This window comes from Candidatus Bathyarchaeota archaeon, from assembly GCA_026014745.1.
Classification (GTDB): Archaea; Thermoproteota; Bathyarchaeia; order Bathyarchaeales; family Bathycorpusculaceae; genus Bathycorpusculum.
This window is the reverse complement of the sequence record JAOZHS010000002.1, coordinates 129,769-147,980: the sequence shown is the minus strand read 5'-3', so window position 1 is coordinate 147,980 and position 18,212 is coordinate 129,769. Positions and strand designations below refer to the sequence as shown.

At 44.1% G+C, this 18,212-nt stretch carries 16 protein-coding genes and 1 tRNA gene; 10 read left to right on the top strand and 7 right to left on the bottom strand.

Going from position 1 to position 18,212, the window contains the following annotated elements:
- The first annotated feature begins 45 nt into the window (after positions 1-45).
- Entirely contained in the window at positions 46-981 is a 936-nt protein-coding gene (locus NWE92_07440; protein MCW4029463.1) for a PTO1314 family radical SAM protein, read from the top strand.
- Positions 982-1,088: 107 nt separating this feature from the next.
- On the opposite strand, the gene NWE92_07435 is transcribed toward NWE92_07440, so the two are convergent.
- A complete protein-coding gene (locus tag NWE92_07435) occupies positions 1,089-1,445 on the bottom strand; it encodes a hypothetical protein (GenBank protein MCW4029462.1) in 357 nt (118 codons plus the stop codon).
- A gap of 452 nt (positions 1,446-1,897) precedes the next feature.
- On the opposite strand from NWE92_07435, the gene thsB reads away from it, so the two are divergent.
- The 3 genes from thsB to NWE92_07420 all read left to right on the top strand — a co-directional run bounded on the left by thsB (position 1,898) and on the right by NWE92_07420 (position 5,661).
- Entirely contained in the window at positions 1,898-3,538 is a 1,641-nt protein-coding gene (gene thsB / locus NWE92_07430; protein ID MCW4029461.1) for a thermosome subunit beta, read from the top strand.
- 104 nt (positions 3,539-3,642) lie between these two features.
- Entirely contained in the window at positions 3,643-4,803 is a 1,161-nt protein-coding gene (locus NWE92_07425) for a CBS domain-containing protein (GenBank protein ID MCW4029460.1), read from the top strand.
- A gap of 309 nt (positions 4,804-5,112) precedes the next feature.
- Positions 5,113-5,661, top strand: coding sequence for a hypothetical protein (locus NWE92_07420; protein MCW4029459.1), 549 nt, complete (start codon positions 5,113-5,115; stop codon positions 5,659-5,661).
- Between the two features lie 29 nt (positions 5,662-5,690).
- Here NWE92_07420 and NWE92_07415 read toward each other — a convergent pair whose 3' ends face one another.
- Together NWE92_07415 and NWE92_07410 are read right to left on the bottom strand one after the other, a co-directional pair.
- Positions 5,691-6,461, bottom strand: a complete 771-nt coding sequence (locus tag NWE92_07415) for a hypothetical protein (protein MCW4029458.1) — start codon at positions 6,459-6,461, stop codon at positions 5,691-5,693.
- Positions 6,462-6,688: 227 nt separating this feature from the next.
- Positions 6,689-7,687 (bottom strand): tyrosine-type recombinase/integrase, encoded by a 999-nt coding sequence (locus NWE92_07410; protein ID MCW4029457.1) that lies wholly within the window; start codon positions 7,685-7,687, stop codon positions 6,689-6,691.
- A 118-nt stretch (positions 7,688-7,805) separates the two neighbouring features.
- On the opposite strand from NWE92_07410, the gene NWE92_07405 reads away from it, so the two are divergent.
- From NWE92_07405 to NWE92_07395, 3 genes are read left to right on the top strand one after another with little or no spacing between them, the layout of a single operon-like run.
- Positions 7,806-8,756, top strand: coding sequence for a hypothetical protein (locus tag NWE92_07405; GenBank protein MCW4029456.1), 951 nt, complete (start codon positions 7,806-7,808; stop codon positions 8,754-8,756).
- A complete protein-coding gene (locus NWE92_07400) occupies positions 8,749-9,036 on the top strand; it encodes a hypothetical protein (GenBank protein ID MCW4029455.1) in 288 nt (95 codons plus the stop codon). The genes NWE92_07405 and NWE92_07400 overlap by 8 nt, the downstream gene beginning before the upstream one ends.
- A complete protein-coding gene (locus NWE92_07395; GenBank protein MCW4029454.1) occupies positions 9,037-9,393 on the top strand; it encodes a hypothetical protein in 357 nt (118 codons plus the stop codon).
- Positions 9,394-9,552: 159 nt separating this feature from the next.
- Here NWE92_07395 and NWE92_07390 read toward each other — a convergent pair whose 3' ends face one another.
- The 4 genes from NWE92_07390 to NWE92_07375 all read right to left on the bottom strand — a co-directional run bounded on the left by NWE92_07390 (position 9,553) and on the right by NWE92_07375 (position 12,534).
- Positions 9,553-10,647 carry a DUF262 domain-containing protein gene (locus NWE92_07390; GenBank protein ID MCW4029453.1) on the bottom strand — a complete coding sequence of 365 codons (1,095 nt, stop codon included), beginning with the start codon at positions 10,645-10,647 and terminating at the stop codon, positions 9,553-9,555.
- Complete coding sequence (locus tag NWE92_07385) at positions 10,644-11,411, bottom strand: FRG domain-containing protein (GenBank protein MCW4029452.1); 768 nt, start codon at positions 11,409-11,411, stop codon at positions 10,644-10,646. The genes NWE92_07390 and NWE92_07385 overlap by 4 nt, the downstream gene beginning before the upstream one ends.
- An 81-nt stretch (positions 11,412-11,492) precedes the next feature.
- Positions 11,493-12,263 carry a site-specific integrase gene (locus tag NWE92_07380; protein MCW4029451.1) on the bottom strand — a complete coding sequence of 257 codons (771 nt, stop codon included), beginning with the start codon at positions 12,261-12,263 and terminating at the stop codon, positions 11,493-11,495.
- Between the two features lie 146 nt (positions 12,264-12,409).
- Positions 12,410-12,534: transfer RNA gene (locus tag NWE92_07375), tRNA-Leu, on the bottom strand.
- A gap of 734 nt (positions 12,535-13,268) precedes the next feature.
- Here NWE92_07375 and NWE92_07370 point away from each other — a divergent pair.
- From NWE92_07370 to NWE92_07360, 3 genes are all read left to right on the top strand, one after another.
- Complete coding sequence (locus NWE92_07370) at positions 13,269-14,156, top strand: site-specific DNA-methyltransferase (protein ID MCW4029450.1); 888 nt, start codon at positions 13,269-13,271, stop codon at positions 14,154-14,156.
- Between the two features lie 48 nt (positions 14,157-14,204).
- On the top strand, positions 14,205-14,519 hold the full coding sequence (locus NWE92_07365; protein MCW4029449.1) for a hypothetical protein: 315 nt from the start codon (positions 14,205-14,207) through the stop codon (positions 14,517-14,519).
- A gap of 336 nt (positions 14,520-14,855) precedes the next feature.
- A complete protein-coding gene (locus NWE92_07360; protein ID MCW4029448.1) occupies positions 14,856-18,212 on the top strand; it encodes a DNA-directed RNA polymerase subunit B in 3,357 nt (1,118 codons plus the stop codon).

Genomic DNA, 18,212 nt, shown 5'->3' with positions numbered 1-18,212 from the left:
TATGTAGAACCCCTCTGGCTAGGAATTCGAGTTTACCGTGTCTTAATCTCAAACATGCTTGGTGCAAAGGTTCCTTTCTTTTGTGGGCACAAGCTTACTTACAATTGCAACCTTCGCTGCAAAATGTGCCCTTTCTGGAAAAGACCCAGCCCCGATCCAAGCTTACCGCAAACGAAAGCCGTTCTGAAACAGATATACAATTCAGGCGCCGTTGGGGTAGCATTTGAAGGTGGGGAACCGTTGCTTAGGCGTGATTTGGTGGATATTCTTGCTTTTTCCCGGTCTCTGCCTTTGCATACAAGTTTGATAACCAATGGTACGCTGCTTGAAGCCAAAATAGGCGAGATAGCCAAGTACCTTAATGGTGTCGTCTATGTTTCCTTGGATGGGTTGGAGAAAACTCATGATGCTATCCGAGGGGTCAGTGGAAGCTTTAGAAAAGCAGTGCAAGGCATAGAGGCGGCGAAAGAAAAAGTTTCAGTAACCATCAACACCACTGTGATGGCGGAGAACATCGGTGAAACGGAAAGTTTGGTGGAGTTAGCGCGAGCGTTGGGTACAAAAATCTCCGTAGCCGTCGCACATGAATACTGCAATGCTAATGCATCCTCAGCTGCTATTGATAAGGTACCGAAAATGGCGCGTAGGCTTATTGAAATGAAGCGGCAAGGTTATCCCATTGTTAACTCAATTGGTTATCTAAAAGTTCTGGCTAAAGAGAAAAACTGGCAATGCAAGCCTTGGGCAATGATAAATATTGACCCCCATGGAAACTTGGTTTTGCCTTGCTATGTCCACAACGACTACGCGAGCAGTGTCTCGGTCTTTAAAAAAGGCGTTAAAGATGGCGTTTCAGCTTTTGATTGGAAAAAAATAGGTAGCTGCCAAAAATGCAGCCTTCACTGTTACGTTGAGCCTTCACTGGTGCTTTCGAGAGATATTAGCGCTTACATGAATTGGGCCTTTCGAGTAAACATTTAATTTTTGAATGGTTAGCGTACAAACAATTGACTGCCCAAAATTCAACAGCGTTTTAAATAAACGTCTATTGTGCCGAGCTCTTAAGCTGTGATGCGTGGCGCTTATGCTCAGGTAGCAACCGCTATTTGTTCCTGTTCTTGTGGTAGCTGGTCAGTGTATTTTCTGTTTGTCATGATGCTTTCGCGTTTTCTTCTGAAACTTTTAAACCATTCTGAAACGTTTTGTCCTGTCAAATTATCAATACAATCGTTTCCCACGCGTAGCGTCGTGCCCTCTTTGCTTTCAATAACGGAAACCTCGTATGTCGGATAATTCCCACACACATCACACTTCATGTAAGGTACTGCAACGTAATTGTCGATTAAATGATATGTCTTTTTCTTGTATTGAAACGGGCGAACTCCCAGCAGATACCTAGCGACTGTTCTATTCAACTCCAATAAAATATCATCAGTTTTTGTCAAGTTAATCCCTTTCAACTCTGAAAATTGGTGCTGCCATAAAACATTAAGCTTCTTCTATGGCGGCGCCCTTATTCCCTAATTGCCTATGCTCACGTTAAACAGCACACTATTACTTAATGTTACTGAAACGCTTCAGTCTTTTTGCAAGTTCTTTTCGAGTAATACATATGGAATTTGAGGCACAAATAGTTAGGTATTAACCAATAGAGCAATAATGGTGAATACCTTAGTACTCGCTTGTTCTCTAAACGTGTTTAAATCCCTGTATGACAATATATAACTTACAAAGTCAGCGGTTCTTTAACAGTTGAAAGTATCAAGCCTTCAGTCTCTTGCAGGTCAAACCCGTCTTCTTCGGCATGACTCATAGATAGGGGAGAGCCCCGTGAATTCCTAAAACGCTGACGATGCTAAAGAATATTATTTGAACATAATATTGAGGATAGAATAATATGGCATATTTAACACAAACCCAAAGTGGTCAACCGGTCCTCATCCTAAAGGAAGGAACCACCAGAAGTAGGGGCAAAGAAGCCCAACGAAACAACATTATGGCCGCCCAAGTCATCGGTGAAGTGCTTAAAACCACTCTGGGCCCGCGGGGCATGGATAAAATGCTGATTGACAGCTTAGGCGATATCACCATAACCAACGACGGCGCCACAATTCTTAAGGAAATGGATGTGGAGCACCCGGCCGCGAAAATGATGATTGAAATCGCCAAAACTCAAGATGACATGGTGGGCGACGGCACAACAACCGTTGTAGTGTTAGCCAGTGAATTGCTCAAAAAAGCCGAACAGCTCCTAGACCAAAACGTTCACCCAATGATACTTGTCGCAGGATACCGTAAAGCAGCACAGAAAGCAATCGAGATAATTGCAAAAAACGCGGTACCCATTGACGTAGAGGATCAAAAAATGATGCTGAAAGTCGCTTTGACCGCTATGGGAAGCAAAGCTGTGGGTGGTGCTAAAGAGCACTTTGCAGAAATAGCCCTAGAAGCGGTAAAACAAGTGACCCAGAAGGCCGCAGACCAGACGATAGCCGACATAGATAACATACAACTGGTGAAAAAGACGGGAAAAAGCCTCATCGAGACACAACTCGTCAGAGGCATAATCGTGGACAAAGAAGTCATTAATTCGGGAATGCCCAAAAAGATAGAAAACGCAAAAATCGCCCTTTTAGATATAGCGCTAGAAATTGAAAAAACCGAAATAACTGCGGAAATACGCATTCATGAACCAAACCAGATGAAAGCTTTCTTAGACCAGGAGGATAGCACACTCAAAGAGATGGTGACCAAGATTAAAGCTTCAGGCGCAAACGTTGTGTTCTGCCAAAAAGGCATCGACGACATGGTACAACACTTTCTCTCAAAAGAAGGTATCCTGGCAGCACGCCGCGTGAAAGAATCCGACATGGAGAAACTCGCGAGAGCTACAGGAGGGCGAGTGAGCTCTAATTTGAATGATTTAAAGGCGGCAGACTTAGGTTTTGCGGGTCTCGTGGAGGAGCGCAAGATTGGCGATGACAAAATGATTTTCGTCGAAAAATGCAAGGATCCTCATAGCGTAGCTATCCTCATAAGAGCAGGGCTTGAGCGAATGGTTGATGAAGCTGAAAGAGTCATAACCGATGCGTTATCAGTAATTTCAGACGTTACGGAAAATAACAAAATAGTCGCTGGCGGCGGAGCCATCGAAATCGAAATCGCCAAAGAACTACGCAATTACTCTACCAAAATTGGCGGAAGACAACAACTCGCCGTGGAAGCCTTTGCTGACGCAGTCGAAGTCATTCCACGCACGCTTGCAGAGAACGGCGGCTTAGAATCAATTGACACACTCATAGAGCTACGTCAAGTACATGACAAAGAAGACGGCAAATACATGGGCATCAACATATTCACTGGTAAACTCCAAAACAGCATCGATAACGGCGTCATCGAACCCATAGTCGTCAAAGAGCAAGCCATCAAATCAGCAGCGGAATCAGCAGCCATGATCCTACGCGTAGACGACATTATAACAGCTAAATCCCCCAGAGGCGGCCCCGGCGGAATGCCTGGTGGCATGGGCGGAGAATAATTTTCTCCCTTTAATTTTGTTAAGAAACTAATGTAAGAGTGTGCCCTAAGTCTCTTAAGCTTAGATTACTCAAGGATAATAAATAACAGTGCTGAAGTGTTTTTATGGTTAAAATTGTGGAAGATGTTTTTTCAAAGGGTTTCATACAAGTACAGGAAAATGATACGCTTTCTTCTTGTTTATCACGTTTTAAAGAAGGGATGCCGCCTGTTTTAGCAGTCTTCGATGATAAAGGCAGTTACAAAGGGATTATTTCCCAAAAATCGATAAAACGGTCAAGTTTAGATGCATCTGGAACCAAAGTTAAAACTTTGACGCAGTCAGCGCCTGCCGTTACTCTACAGGATACTCTTAGCAAGGTTGCTAAGTTAATGATCCAGAGCGAAATCAGGCAACTTCCAGTCTACAGTGAAAATAAGCTCGTAGGTTTTGTAACCGACGAGGATGTTATTCATGGCGCTATAATGGATCAATGGGGCAACACGCATGTTGAAGAAATAATGACCAAGAAGCCGTTTGTCATCGAAGAAGACGAATCATTAGGGGCAGTATTAAGCCTTTTAAGAAGTGAGGGAATCTCGCATGTTCCCATAGTCAAAGAGGGAAAACTCGTGGGAATTGTGAGCCTATCCGATATTATTGATAATATTTTTCAGCCCAAACATGTGCAAAGGTTTGGCGAAAGGGTAGGTCAGAAGGTTTCTGCTCTGAGTATTCCTGCGACGGGCATTATGGTTCAGCCTGTAGTCACTGTTTTGCCTGAATCCAAGTTGCGAGATGCTGAGGAGCAGATGCACAAATTCAACATTTCCTCTTTGGTGATCGTCAGCAAGGGAAGACCCGTCGGCATCATAACTAAACGTGACTTTCTTGAGCCGCTCGCGCAAATGGAAAAACCAGTGGAAAGGCTTACCGTGGAGTTTTCAGTAAAAGGCGTGGAAATTGATGAAATCCAGCGAGGCGCAGTTATGGATGACTTCGACTCTTTCACTCACAGATACGGAGGAACCTTAGAGGCGGGCACGTTGTTTGTTTACATGAAGACGCATGGCACTAACTTCAAGGGTGATCAGTTAATTCATTGTCGCCTGCAGTTTAGAACAAAGAAGGGTGCGTTTTTCAGTTCAGGTGAAGGCTATGGGGTTGAACAGACGTTTAAGATTGCATTAGATAGGCTTGAGGGTCAAATTGTGAAAAGCACTGAATTAGCAAATGACCATGACTTTGTACAGGGCTATTTGAGGCGAAGATTTCCGTCAATATAACAGGTAGCTGTTGTCCACAAAAGAAAATCGCTGTTAACCCGAACTTTTGCCTGACATTTGGTACGCCATACGGAACAGGAAGACCAGTGAGTACGCTGATCAAAAGTCTCTTTTGTGAGGCAAACAAAAAACTATTTTTTGTATTCAACATCAGGATCCAATTAAGATACATCAAAGAGTAAAATAGCAAAAAATAAATGGTTCTGAATCTCTGCTTGCACGCGACTCTTCAGCTACATGGTGCCTCGATGTCAGCTAGACATCAGCTCTATCGCATAGCCCCGTATATTTGGGATACAGGCAAATGTCGTGTTTGCGATAATATCGTGTTTAGGCTTCGTACACGAACTCTACGTCAAAGCAGGCTTCATAAAACCCAACAAAACAGGCGCAATGTACGACCTCCGCGTCCATAGTATACGTAAATACTTCAAAACCCAACTAATCGCACTAGGCGTTCAAGAAGACTACGCTGACTACTTTATGGGCCACACAGTAGACACCTACCACGACATCCAAAGCCTCGGCATCGACAAACTACGCACCATCTACGCCGCAGCAGGCTTAGCAATACGCAAAAAGACAGCCATCAGCAAAATCGACACCATAAAAGAAATGATACGGGCATTAGGCGAAAACCCCGAGCAGCTACTAACACGAGAAGCATTAACCAGAGGCAACATAACCGAGCAAAATATTGAAGATCACCAAGTAGGCGTGCTGACTGAGGAGTTAGTGAAGTTGATCCGCCAAACAGCGGACAGTACAAATGCTCATCGGGAATGGTGCTACGGGCAGGATTCGAACCTGCCTTACGGCTTACTGTTTTGGTGGGTTCTCTTATCTTTATGCTCATAGTCCAAACCGATTTGTGTTATTGTTGGTTTCTAGTTATAAGCTTTTAGACCAATCCTCTTCTTTAAAAAGGTCGCAATCAGAGGTATAACTGCAAACAAGGATAAGACTACGACAAAGGGAAACTCTGGAACGGTTGGAGATGGGTTGGGTGCAGAGTAAGAAACCACCCCATCAGGTATGCTTATTGTTTGTGCGTTGCTCCAATCGCTTGTTTCAACAACAGTAAAAACCCAGTAATAATGTTCACCAAATTGGCTCTCATAGAGGCTTCTTTGAATTCGAGTACTATAGCCTGTTAGTGCTTGAACTATAAAATCTATCTTGCCCCCATCAGAAACCTCGCCCAATTGATGGTTATAAATGTCAGAACCGTTGTTTCCACCTAAGCCATAGGTTACGACTGTATATTCTCCGTTAGAGCGATCGACACGGCTGTCAGGACTTGGAACGTCACTCCAATCTTGGAAATGTCCCTTAGCGAATATATAATAATGCAATTCTACAAGGGAGTTATTTACATTACGATAAGAGTTGAAGGGTTGATTTTTTATTATTACTTCTATGGATTTGTTTTCTACGTGATAACCTGTTTGAGTAAGCACATTTCTTCCAGTGTATGGGTCTGTGCTATAGGTCGATGGGACATCATAGGAATTATCGACATATTTCAAAGTAAATTCTGGCACAGAAGGCTTAGGAATCGATTGAGCATTAGCAGGGTTAGCGGCATACAGGGTGAAACATGAAAATGTGATAATTATGGTTAGGGTTAGTGCGTGTCTTTTGCCAGTATTAGCCATATTTAGTATTACGAGGTAGTGGGGTTAAAAGCATTCTTGTCTACACATCTACTAAGCCCTGTCAAGGTTTCTTGACTAACTAACGAATGGATTTTGGCTGTTACTGTGTAGAGGTTTCGTCATTGGGGTGCGAGACTCAACCCTTGCGGTTGATGTCTGCGGTGGCGTGATTCCTAAATACTTTGTTCGATTCCCCTTAGCGATATGCATACACTGTTTGCTTTGAGTCAATCTAACCGCATTTTCCCCTCAATTGCTTGCCTCTCGCTCGGCTCTAACTCTTGTAAAGCTTTATCTAAATTAATTCCATGTTTGGCTTCAAATTCGTCGTAAGGTTTTTTGATTTGTTTAAGTGTTTTTGTCAATTCTTCAACTATATCTAACCATTCAAAAGGCATGTGAAAACCCACATAAGTGGGTAGATTCCACTGTTTGTTACTTGTCTCTTTCCAAAGCGCGATAAAGTCATCGCCTATGTCTTCGTTTTCGCGTGTCTCTGGGTCACCCTTATTATTGTAGAGAAGAGTTAGGATTTCACTTATAAAATCGGAATCTCTTGCAATTGTTTGTTTCATTGATTTGTTTTGTGCATGTAGTTCTCTGATTTCTTTTTGGAGCCTTTTTTTATTGTATCTGACCTCTATTGTAATCTCTTCTTGAATTTCCAAAAAGGGTAATGCTTTCTCGTTATACATCGTTTTGAAAAAAGTCTCAGTCTCAAACCCTTCGGTATTTTTCAGAGTTTTAACATAAGACTTGGTATTTTCTTTATAAAAATTAATCAGGTCATATAACGTTAGCTTGTTTAGTTTATCTTTCTCAGCTTTGTTTGTTAAAGTGGGGATTATTTTTTTGGTTATTATTCGTTTGAAGGTTCTGCTTACGTCTTTGGTGTTGATTTCTTTTTCAGGGTTATTATGGCTTGAAAAAAGTAAGCTTTCAGAGGTTAAGTTATTTCTGGTCTTTAAGTATTGGTTTAGGTAGGTTACGGCTTCTTTTCCTACGAAGATTGGATATTTTTGGCGTTTGTCCTTTCTTAGTTCGTTAGGTAAGCTTATTTTACAAGGTATGGGCATGCCTTGTTCTATGTCTTTGATTTTGAGTTGCATTAGCATTTTTGGGTTTAATCCTGATTGACGCATAATTGTGAAAAATGCTTTTTCCCGTATTGATGCGAGTTTTGTAATCTTATTGATGGCTTCTTTATCTATGCCTTCTGCTTGCATAACCCCACCTAATTAGTTTCATTTTTAATGTAAAAGGTTTCATTAATTTCTTTATATCGCTTTCGGGTTAACGCTTGCGTGGAGTTCTATATGAATAACAAATGGGAGCTTGTGAAAATTGACGGCTGTTGCTGAAATTGAGTTCATGCAAAAACTCGGTTACCTCCGTGTTGGTGACGGTAAACAGAAGGATGATAAGTGCGGTCAATTCATGGGTCATGTCGGCTGTCTGCGTGAGGATTTACACCGTTTAATGACTCTGGACGGCGTTAACCATGCTGGCAAGGTTTTCATCAGACGAGTTTATCATAGTTGTGACCGTCCCGAGTGTCCAGTTTGTTTTAGGCGTTGGGCAATCAAGCAAGCCGACAGGGTAGAGCAGCAGTTTAAGCCCTTCTACGTCAAATTCGGTTGCCCTGAGCACATTATAGTTTCTTGTCCTGTGTCAGACTATGGCTTGCCCTACGATAAACTCAAAGTCAAAGCGCTAAAGGCTGCTAAAGACCGTGGTTTTCTGGGGGGCTTTATGATTTTTCATGCCCAACGCTACCATAGAGCTAACGAGACATATTTCGGTGAGTCTGCACATTGGTTCTATGCGCCCCATTTCCACTTTTTAGGCTTCTTAGACGGCGGTTATGGTGCGTGTCGGCGCTGCAAAAAGTCAAAGCTGGAATGCTGGAATTGCTCGGGCTTTGAAGGTCTAACGCGACGCTTAAACTTGACGGATGGCTATATCGTTAAGGTTAAGGGTGCTCGTAAGACCGTTTTTGGAACTGCCTACTATCAGCTAAACCATGCGACCATAGTTTACGGTAAGATTCGTTCTCACGTTGGCTCATGGGTTGGCGTTATGGCTTATACTAAACATAAGCTTGTAGCGGGGGAACGTAAGAAAAAGCATGTCTGCCCTATCTGCGGTCACGACTTAGTTCCCGTTAAGTACGTTGGTTTAGGCGACCCCTTGGATGCTCAATGGTGGGTAGAGGAATATGAGGATGACTTGTATGATAGCGGCGGGAATGTAAAGTGGATTGAAGCGCCCAAAGTGAGGGGTCACTATGAATGAGTGTTCCCTCTCCAACGCTCACTGTCTGGGCGAGAAAGTGTTTTCACTTACTCATTTAGAGGTGGTTATTCATTATGATGTTTATTCGCCTGTTCTTGAGTTGACGTTTAAGAAGGGTGCATTTAGGCATACTTTTTTGGTTAAACGGTTCTACTACTCTAAAGCTGTCTTGCCTGTTTGTTATCAGGATTTCTTAGAGTTTCATTTCTGCGCTGATTTAGAAATTGAGATTGAATTTTGCTCACCTAATGAACTACGGGAGAGGGGAGGTGAAATTTGAATGAGCGTTAAAGATGCTAAAAGCCTAGATGCGAGTGTTGAAGAGTTCGGTTCACTGCTTGAGGGCGAGAAGAATTTCCTTCCTAAGAATGAGTTGGTTTTCATTGTTTTGAAGCGTCCAAAGCCTGTGGACAGCACTTATAATGGTAAACCAAGCAAACTCTACGAGGTTGAAGTGATAGATTTGAAGGGTGACTTAACTACGATGTCTGTTACTTCTGGTGACTACAAAAAGATTCGTAAAGCTGCCGAGAAAGTCCTTGATGTCCAGAAGCGTTACCCTAATCTGCCGTTGATTCCTTACGTTAAGGTTTCGTCTGGTTTGCCTTTTCAACAATCTATGAATAGTCAACGATGACTGTTTGATACGGCTATTTTTATTCCCCTTTTTACGGTTAGGCTGAACTTTTCTGCGGTTTTCTTTTTTTGGCGTATCGTTTGGCTTTTGCGTGATGCACGGCAAGAGCGGAGCGAGCGCGCATGCGCAAGCGAAGCGATTGGAACTGAGCTAATGTCCCTACTCAAGTCCAAAAAATGAACTTATTATTCTAAGCCTTTCCTTTATTGAATTAGCATCATTTGAACCTTGCATTGATAATCTGTCGAATTCAAGGTAGTCAAAGTCAGCCTCACTGATCTCATGTTCAGCCACAATTTTGTTATTAAATACTAAGAGGTTGAAGTTCTCCAGCTTGTCTCGTGTTATTATTTCAGAATTATGACATTTATCGGCTTTCCTCATGAGCAGGTAGTAAATAATAACGATGCCTTGCTGGCTGAGTAATGGGTCTTTATTTAGAAACACTTTGTCAAGTCTATCTAGCCTATCCCTGACTGCATCAAGTAATATTTTTGGGTCTTTAGCTACTATTTTTTGTTGAGCTCTAACTTGTCTTCTTTTATACTCTTTTACAAACGCATCAAGAAATGCTCTCTTGGTATCGATTATTCTCCTTTGGTAATAAATAGTATCTTCAAGGAATAGTAGCTTAGCAGCAGTTTCTTTATGCTGATATCGCTTGTTTGAAAAATTAACTTTACTTGTAAAGAAGGGGTGGCCTGCAAGCTCATTAATGAATTTCGGTATTGGACCACCTAAAGCGTTTCTCTTCTCAGCAGAACTTAGTGCTACCGCTTCGTTCAACCGAGAAAACATTTCATCGATGAGTTCAGTATCATCAGTTTCAACAATAATTATGGGTAATGTATAGCAATCAAATCTTGTTTTGATTTCTGGATATTTCTTGGCTATTTCAGAATACGTCAAACCTAAAGGTTTGATTTTGGGTTCTTCATAGTAAACGAAATCGTCTGCGAGAGGGAAACTGTCAGCCATAAATTGAAGGATAGTCTCCATCCTTTGTTTTCCATCGATAATTGCGTATTTTAGTTCCTTCCCGTTTGGAAGTTTTCGATGTTGAGCACTTATGTCATGGAAATATATTTTTGGAATATCAAAATGATTCAATATTGAGTCAATGAATAATTGCCTTTTTTCTTTATCCCAAACATCGCTATTTCGCTGATAAGTCGGGGTAAATTCGATCTGGTCGGTAATAAGATTTAAACCCAAAATCGCATTGTTTTGCATAGCGTAAGTTTTCAGGCTCATTTTTCACACTCTTTTTGCAACTTTTGACCGATAAATTTGGCTTCGGGAAAAATCTGGAAATCACTGAATCCTAAAATTGCTAGCTCACGTCTTATTTTGGCTTTTGACTCCTTTGGAATAATGTACCTCCAAACATGTGATTTATCACCTATTTCCTCTATGGGGGTACTTTTGATATGGTGGATGGTGTAAACGCTTCTCTGCGCTCTCATGCGAGGAATATTTCGTGGGCATATAAACGCGATAGGGTTAATGTCAAGTTTCCTCTGTTTTTCGAGAGCCTCTCTAGGTTCATAATCGCGCATAACTTCAGTATCTTCTTCGAAAGACGGCAGACTCGTTTCAACGTTGGAGAAGTGCCTTCCATCTTGTTGATTCAATTTTTTTGGAAATAACATCCATAATGAGCCATCAACTTCTTCTTGCTCTGTTGCGAAGTGAGTTGCCACTAGCGCGCTCTCGGTCCAATCTAGAAGGCGCGTTGGCACCCCATAATGTCGCATAATAAACAACCATTCATGTGGCTGCATATTATTGTTGTTTCTATTGAATAACGAAATAGCATCCTGTTTGAAATGTTTTAATAAATGCATTTCGCTGAGGTCTTGTTTTACATTGTTTCTATAAATTGATGGAGTAAGCGACCATTTTTTATCCGATTGACCTCTATACCAGACAATTTTGCCCTGATTTTCTAAATCCTCTGATAATTTATCGATAATTTGAGCAATACTAGTAACTTTTCTATTTTGTTTGTAAGGCACAAGAAAAGTTACTAATTACAGGTACTATTAATTTTTTCGCAATTTACTCTCTTATAGGTGCCTTTTATGATGGCTACACAACTATTTTGGCTTTTTAAATATTTGGTAGCCTTCGATTTCAGTGAATTTGGTAAAGCCAGCTTCTGCGAGTTCGCATATTTCTTTTAGGGTTGTTGGTGTTCCGAGTTGCACAGTTCTTGAGATGTATTCGTCTGTTTTGAAGTTGAATAGGTGTGTGTAGATTAGGGTATGCTCTATTTTTTTGTGTCCGAGTTGCTGTTTTACCAATAAAATATCTTTGGTCTTATGGTATAGCATTGTTGCGAAGTGGTGTCTTAGGTCGTATAGTCTGTATTTGATTAGTTCGGGTCTGTTTAGTTTTTTTGCTGTGCGGTTTCTTCCTAAAGTCCATATTTTACATTGGTCGTGTGGTTTTGGAAATAGGTTTTTGCTTTTGTTTTCTGTGATGTATGTTCTGAGCATTGCTAAGGTTGAATCTGTAATTTTTAGGATTCTTGCGTTTCCTCTTTTGCACGATTTTGCGTTTATTGTTCCTTTTTCTAAGTCTATGTTTTTGAGAGAGGTTCTGTGTAACTCTATTGGTCTTAGTCCTGTTTCTTTTAGTATAGTGAATATTGTTGCCCATTTTCTGCTAAATGATGATATGATTATGTTGGCTTCTTCTACACTTGGAACATTTGGCAATCTTTCCTCTTTTTGAAAATATGGTATTTCCCATTTCAGCTTAAAGCATACTGCATAACGGTTGTATGCCATTGCTAAGCCTTCTTTGTATGCGTTGCTTGCGTTGTAATTTGTTATGTAATCTTTGCAGATTTGCGGTATTCCCAAGTTTGTATTTTTGCCTAAAAATTTCAAACGCCTAATGGTGCTTTCGATCGTGCTTTCAGCGTTGCCGTTGGCTCTCATGTGCTGCTCCACTTTCAGGATGTCCGTTAAGAGTTCTATGTTAAAAGTGGGGCAGGTAGCGGTAAAAGTGCTACGGGCAGGATTCGAACCTGCGAACCCCTGCGGGAAAGGATTTCCCATCCGTGGGGCCAGACCTGCCGGCCAAACGTTGATCTTGAGTCCTTCACCTTTGACCTGGCTTGGTTACCGTAGCGCGTGTTGGGATAGAAAACTGTCTACTTCTGTCTTATTAATCATTTCCCACCCCTTCCTTATGCGTCGAATGGACTGTGTGGTAAATTTTGTTGGGTGCCTCTTTTTGATGGGCGGTACCGGTTCTCTTTTTTGGCAGTATTTCTTTTTTGGTTTTTTCTCTTTGTGTGGGTGTGGCGGTTTTACGGCTGCCACAAGTTAGTTGTTGGTTTGGGTTGTTTTTTGGGTTTGCGACGTGTTTTTGCGTCTGTTTGGGTGTGGCATAACCGAACTCTTCCACATGCTCAACATAGGTCTATGTTAATGTCGCCGCCATGTGCATGTGGGGGTATGTATAGTCTGGTTTTTTTCTCCACACGTCCAATACCGAAATTGAACCGTGTACAATAACCCAAGTCTTAAATATTGCTAGTTGAGATATTTTGTGGGGTGAAGAGCGCCTGTGAAGCATGCCTTACTTCCCAGCATCGGAGAAAGTGATGAGAAAGAGACATCGCTGAGTAGGAACAGTCTCACCCCAATGCTCAACCCTAAACCCAATACACATCCCCCTAAATAGCTTTCTTCCCCACCCTTATAGGTCACTAAAAATAACCTTGCACTCCTAAGAGGGGTAGGCCGGTATTGACCAAAAAACTCCCCAGTAACATGTTAAAAATCAGTACTTAAGAAACCGCTGGATACACAGTTTTTTACCGCAAAGGTAAAAATGCCACTCACCGATAGTATGAGGCGATGCAGACTTACCACAAGATTATCTTTGGCAACAGCCAAAACATGCGCGAACTCACAGATGGCTCGGTAGAGCTGATGGTTACATCGCCGCCTTATCCCCTGATAGCCATGTGGGATGACGCCTTCTGCAGAGTTGACCCCGCCATCGCTGAGTTGTGGAACAAACAAAAAGAAACCCCCAACGAAGCAACAGTCCGCGCCATATATGACGCTATGCACAGCTATCTTGGGGCTGTCTGGGCAGAAACCTACCGCGTCCTCTGCGACGGGGGCATTGCAGCCATCAACGTCGGCGACGCCACCCGCAGCATCAACGGAAAATTCCAGCTTTTCCCCAACCACAGCCGCATCATCGAAGTTTGCGAAAAAATCGGCTTCACAACACTCCCCTACATTCTCTGGAAGAAACCCACCAATAAACCCGCCTACAAGGGTAAAGGCGCCTTTTTGGGCTCAGGCTTTCTTCCCCCAAACGCATATGTTACGTTGGATTGTGAGTTTATACTGCTTTTCCGCAAGGGTGAGCTGCGCAAGTTTCAACCAAAAGACGCCGCCCGATACGATAGCGCATTCACGAAAACCCAGCGGGATGAGTGGTTTAGCCAAATCTGGAGCTTCAAGGGTACCCGCCAAACTGAAGACGAGCTGCAACGTCGAACCGCTGCTTATCCTGAAGAAGTCGCTGGACGCCTCATCAGAATGTTTAGTGTAAAAGGCGAAACCGTGCTTGACCCCTTCTTGGGTTCCGGAACAACAACCATGGTTGCAATGAAGAATGGGCGAAACAGCATCGGTTACGAAGTGGACTCCAACTTGTGTGCGGTCATCACCAAAAAAACCGCTAATCTTGCCTCAAAGGAAGCTGTTGTGGAGATAATTAGGCAGTAATTTAATGTATAGTAACTGTTGCGTAATTTATGGAAGAGCTGAAAAGATTTGAGCAAAAAACCTTCGCCCGATAAGCCCTATGGATTTGGCAACACCAATCGTAGGTTTCCTCAAACTGGCAGGCGTACGCAGGGAAAAATCGCCAAAGACCGCTTCGCCTACGAGCAAGCCGTAAAAGGCAATGATTGTTCGAAGTTGCGTCGGGGCGGTGATTTTGTGATGCAGGAACGTGACTTTTTCGGCAATACAGTAGGCGACGCGAAGGTGGTTGACGTTAAGTCGGGGAACTCCAAAGTTACTGAGGCGGAGACGCAGCGTAAGCGGCGGTTAGGGCGGAGTCGCCACAAAATTGTCCGATATTAACTGTAAACTTGCTGGTTTGATTGGTTTGGCGGTTTAGGGCTTTGCTTGTGGTGCTTTCGGTTTTTTAGGTGTGGACCTGTGAATTTGTAGCGGTTTTTTGGTGTTTTGCTCTATGAAAGTTTAGGTAGTTGTTGCTTATGCCCCAATACACATAAAAAAGTTTATATGCAAGATGCGTAGCATGTGTTTGTGCTCTTAGAAAAGTTGGGAGAAGTCCTTTTTCAAGTTGGCGCCACTTCATATTGGAGGAATTGCAAGTTGAAAAATAACAGTTATAATTATCAATTAGTCATCAAAGAATTTTGGGAGAATTAAAGTTTGACGACCACACAAAAAATTCAAAAAGACGACATACATAACCTGCTCAAAACATTCTTCAACGAAAAAGGCCTAGTACGCCAGCATCTTGACAGTTACAACGAATTCATCGACCACGGACTCCAAGAAGTCGTAGATGAAGTCGCAGAAATCCCCATAGAGGTTCCAGAAAGCCCCTACAAAGTCAAACTCGGACAAATCTGGGTTATCGACCCCCAATCACGCATCACCGGCCCCTACGCCACCGAAGTGGACGGGACCAAACATGAAATTTACCCCATGGAAGCACGCCTAAGAAACTTAGCATATTCGGCGCCTATCGCGTTGGAAATGACTCCCATAATTGATGGACGCGAACAAGACACCGAACTCGTATACATCGGCAACATCCCCGTTATGCTAAAGAGCAAACTTTGCTTCCTAAGTCAACTAAGCCGCGAAGAACTCATTGCAGCAGGCGAAGACCCCGACGACGCAGGAGGATACTTCGTAGTTAACGGCTCCGAACGCGTCATCGTCGCCATGGAAGACCTTGCCCCCAACCGCGTCATCGTAGACATCGACGAAAAAGGCACCTCTCCAGTTTATCAAGCAAAAATCTTCTCCACAACAGTTGGCTTCCGCGCCAGAATAGAACTTAAACTCAAATCCGACGACGCAATCTACGTCACCATGCCCGGTGTCCCCACCGAAATCCCCTTCGTCGTCATCATGCGCGCATTAAGCATGGAAAAAGACAAAGACATCGCAGAAGCCGTATCTCTTGACAACGACATCCAAACCCACCTCGGCGCCTCATTCGAGAAAGCCATCGGCGTTGATACACCCCAAGACGCCATACTCTTCATCGGCAACCGCGTTGCCCACGGACAAGTTGAAGAATACCGTGTCCAAAAAGCCGAAACCGCGCTGGACAAAAACTTCCTTCCACACTTGGGCCGAAGCGACAAAAACCGAAAAGAAAAAGCCATATTCCTCGGCGAAATGGCCTACCGCGTTATCCAACTCAAAATGGGCAGGCGCCAACCAGACGACAAAGACCACTTCAAAAACAAACGTCTACGCCTCGGTGGACCCCTACTCGCAGACTTATTCCGTGTTTCATTCCGCAACTTAACCCGAGACATCAAGTACCAGCTTGAACGCATCGGCGTTAAAGGCCCAATAATCACCGTCTCCGCAGCTGTCCGCCCCGGCATCATCACAGAACGGTTCCAGCATGCATTAGCAACTGGTAACTGGGGCAGAGGCAGAGTCGGCATCACCCAACTTCTCGACCGCACCAACTACATCTCCACCCTTAGCCACCTCCGCAGGCTCCAGTCACCCCTGAGCAGAAGCCAACCCAACTTCGAAGCCAGAGACTTACACCCCACCCACTGGGGCAGACTCTGTCCAAACGAAACCCCTGAAGGCTCAAACTGTGGCCTCGTAAAGAACCTCGCTCTATCCGCATCCATCGCTGTCGGCGTAAACCCTGACCGCGTACGGCAACTGCTTTTCGAGATGGGAACCGTCCCAGCATATGAAGCAAGCACCGACCTGCGCATTTCAGGCGCCAAAGTCTTCGTGGACGGCAACATCATCGGCTACTGCAACAACGCCAAAGAAATGGTGGAATCCTTCCGCCAACGCCGCAGAGCCGGAGAAATCTCAACCGAAGTCAACGTAACATACTTCTCTAAGCAACAAACCGAAACTGAAGAAGTCCACGCCAACTGCGATGAAGGACGCGTCAGACGACCCCTTATCATCGTAGAAAACGGCATACCTAAACTCCAAAGCAAGCACTTTGAGAAAATCGGTTTAGGCGAATGGACCTGGGAAGACCTCGTCAAAAACGGCCTTGTCGAGTATCTTGACGCGGAAGAAGAAGAAAACGCCTACATAGCTATCGACTATGACGACATCAAACCTCAAACTAGCCACGTAGAAATCGCCACCTACACTATCCTTGGTATCTGCGCCTCAACCATTCCCTACCCCGAACACAACCAGTCACCACGTAACTCATACCAAGCCGCTATGGCAAAACAGGCACTAGGTGTTTATGGCACCAACTTCCACCACCGCGTTGACAGCCGCAGCCACATCCTGCACTACCCACAAGTTCCACTTGTGCAAACCGAAAACATGGATGTCATGGGCTACAAGCAACGCCCCACAGGACAGAACTGTGTTGTCGCTGTTTTGAGCTTTGAAGGCTATAACATGGAAGACGCCATCATATTCAACAAAGCAAGCATCGAACGTGGACTCGCACGCAGCACCTTCTACCGCATTTACGAAGCGGAATGCCGCCAATACCTCGGAGGCTTAAAAGACCGCTTCACCGTGCCCGAACCTGGCACACGTGGCTACCGCGGTGAACAATATTACCGTCTTCTCGAACCCGACGGAATCATCGGACTCGAATCACAAGTCATCGGCGGAGACGTCCTCATCGGTAGAATCAGCCCGCCCAGATTCCTTGAAGAATACAAAGAATTCGAAGTCAAAGGACCCAGCATGCGCGACACATCCGTAGACATGCGCCCATCCGAAACAGGCATCGTCGACGGCATCTTTATCACTGAATCAGGCGAAGGCAGCAAACTCGTCAAAGTCCGTGTCCGTGACCAACGTGTCCCTGAACTCGGCGACAAATTTGCAAGCCGCCACGGACAGAAAGGAGTCATAGGCTTAATCGTACCCCAAGAAGACCTCCCATTCACTGAAGACGGCATAGTCCCCGACCTCATCATTAACCCACACGCTATCCCAAGCCGTATGACCATCGGCCAGTTCATCGAATCACTCTGCGGCAAAGCAGCAGCTGCACGAGGCAAACCCGGCGACGGAACACCCTTCGCGAACGAAGGTCCCGACGAAGTCCGCAAAAACCTCGTCAAACTCGGCTTTAGCCACACTGGCAGTGAAGTCTTCTACAACGGCGCATCAGGCGAAAAATTCGTCGCCGACGTCTTCGTAGGCATCGTTTACTACCAGAAGCTACACCACATGGTTGCAGACAAGATCCATGCTCGTGCTCGCGGTCAAGTCCAGATGCTCACTCGGCAGCCAACTGAAGGTCGCGCTCGCGGTGGTGGTCTACGTTTCGGAGAAATGGAACGAGACTGCCTCATCGGTCACGGCGCTGCAATGCTACTTCGAGACAGGTTGCTGGAAGAATCCGACAAGTACACGCTCTATATCTGCGAGAACTGCGGACAAATCGCTTACTTCGACATGAAACAACGCCGCTACGTATGCAAAATCTGCGATGAAAAAGCAAAGATTTCCCCAGTTATCGTGTCTTACGCTTTCAAGCTTCTGTTACAGGAGCTTCAAAGCCTCTGTATTACACCAAAATTAAGACTAAAGGAGAAGGCTTAA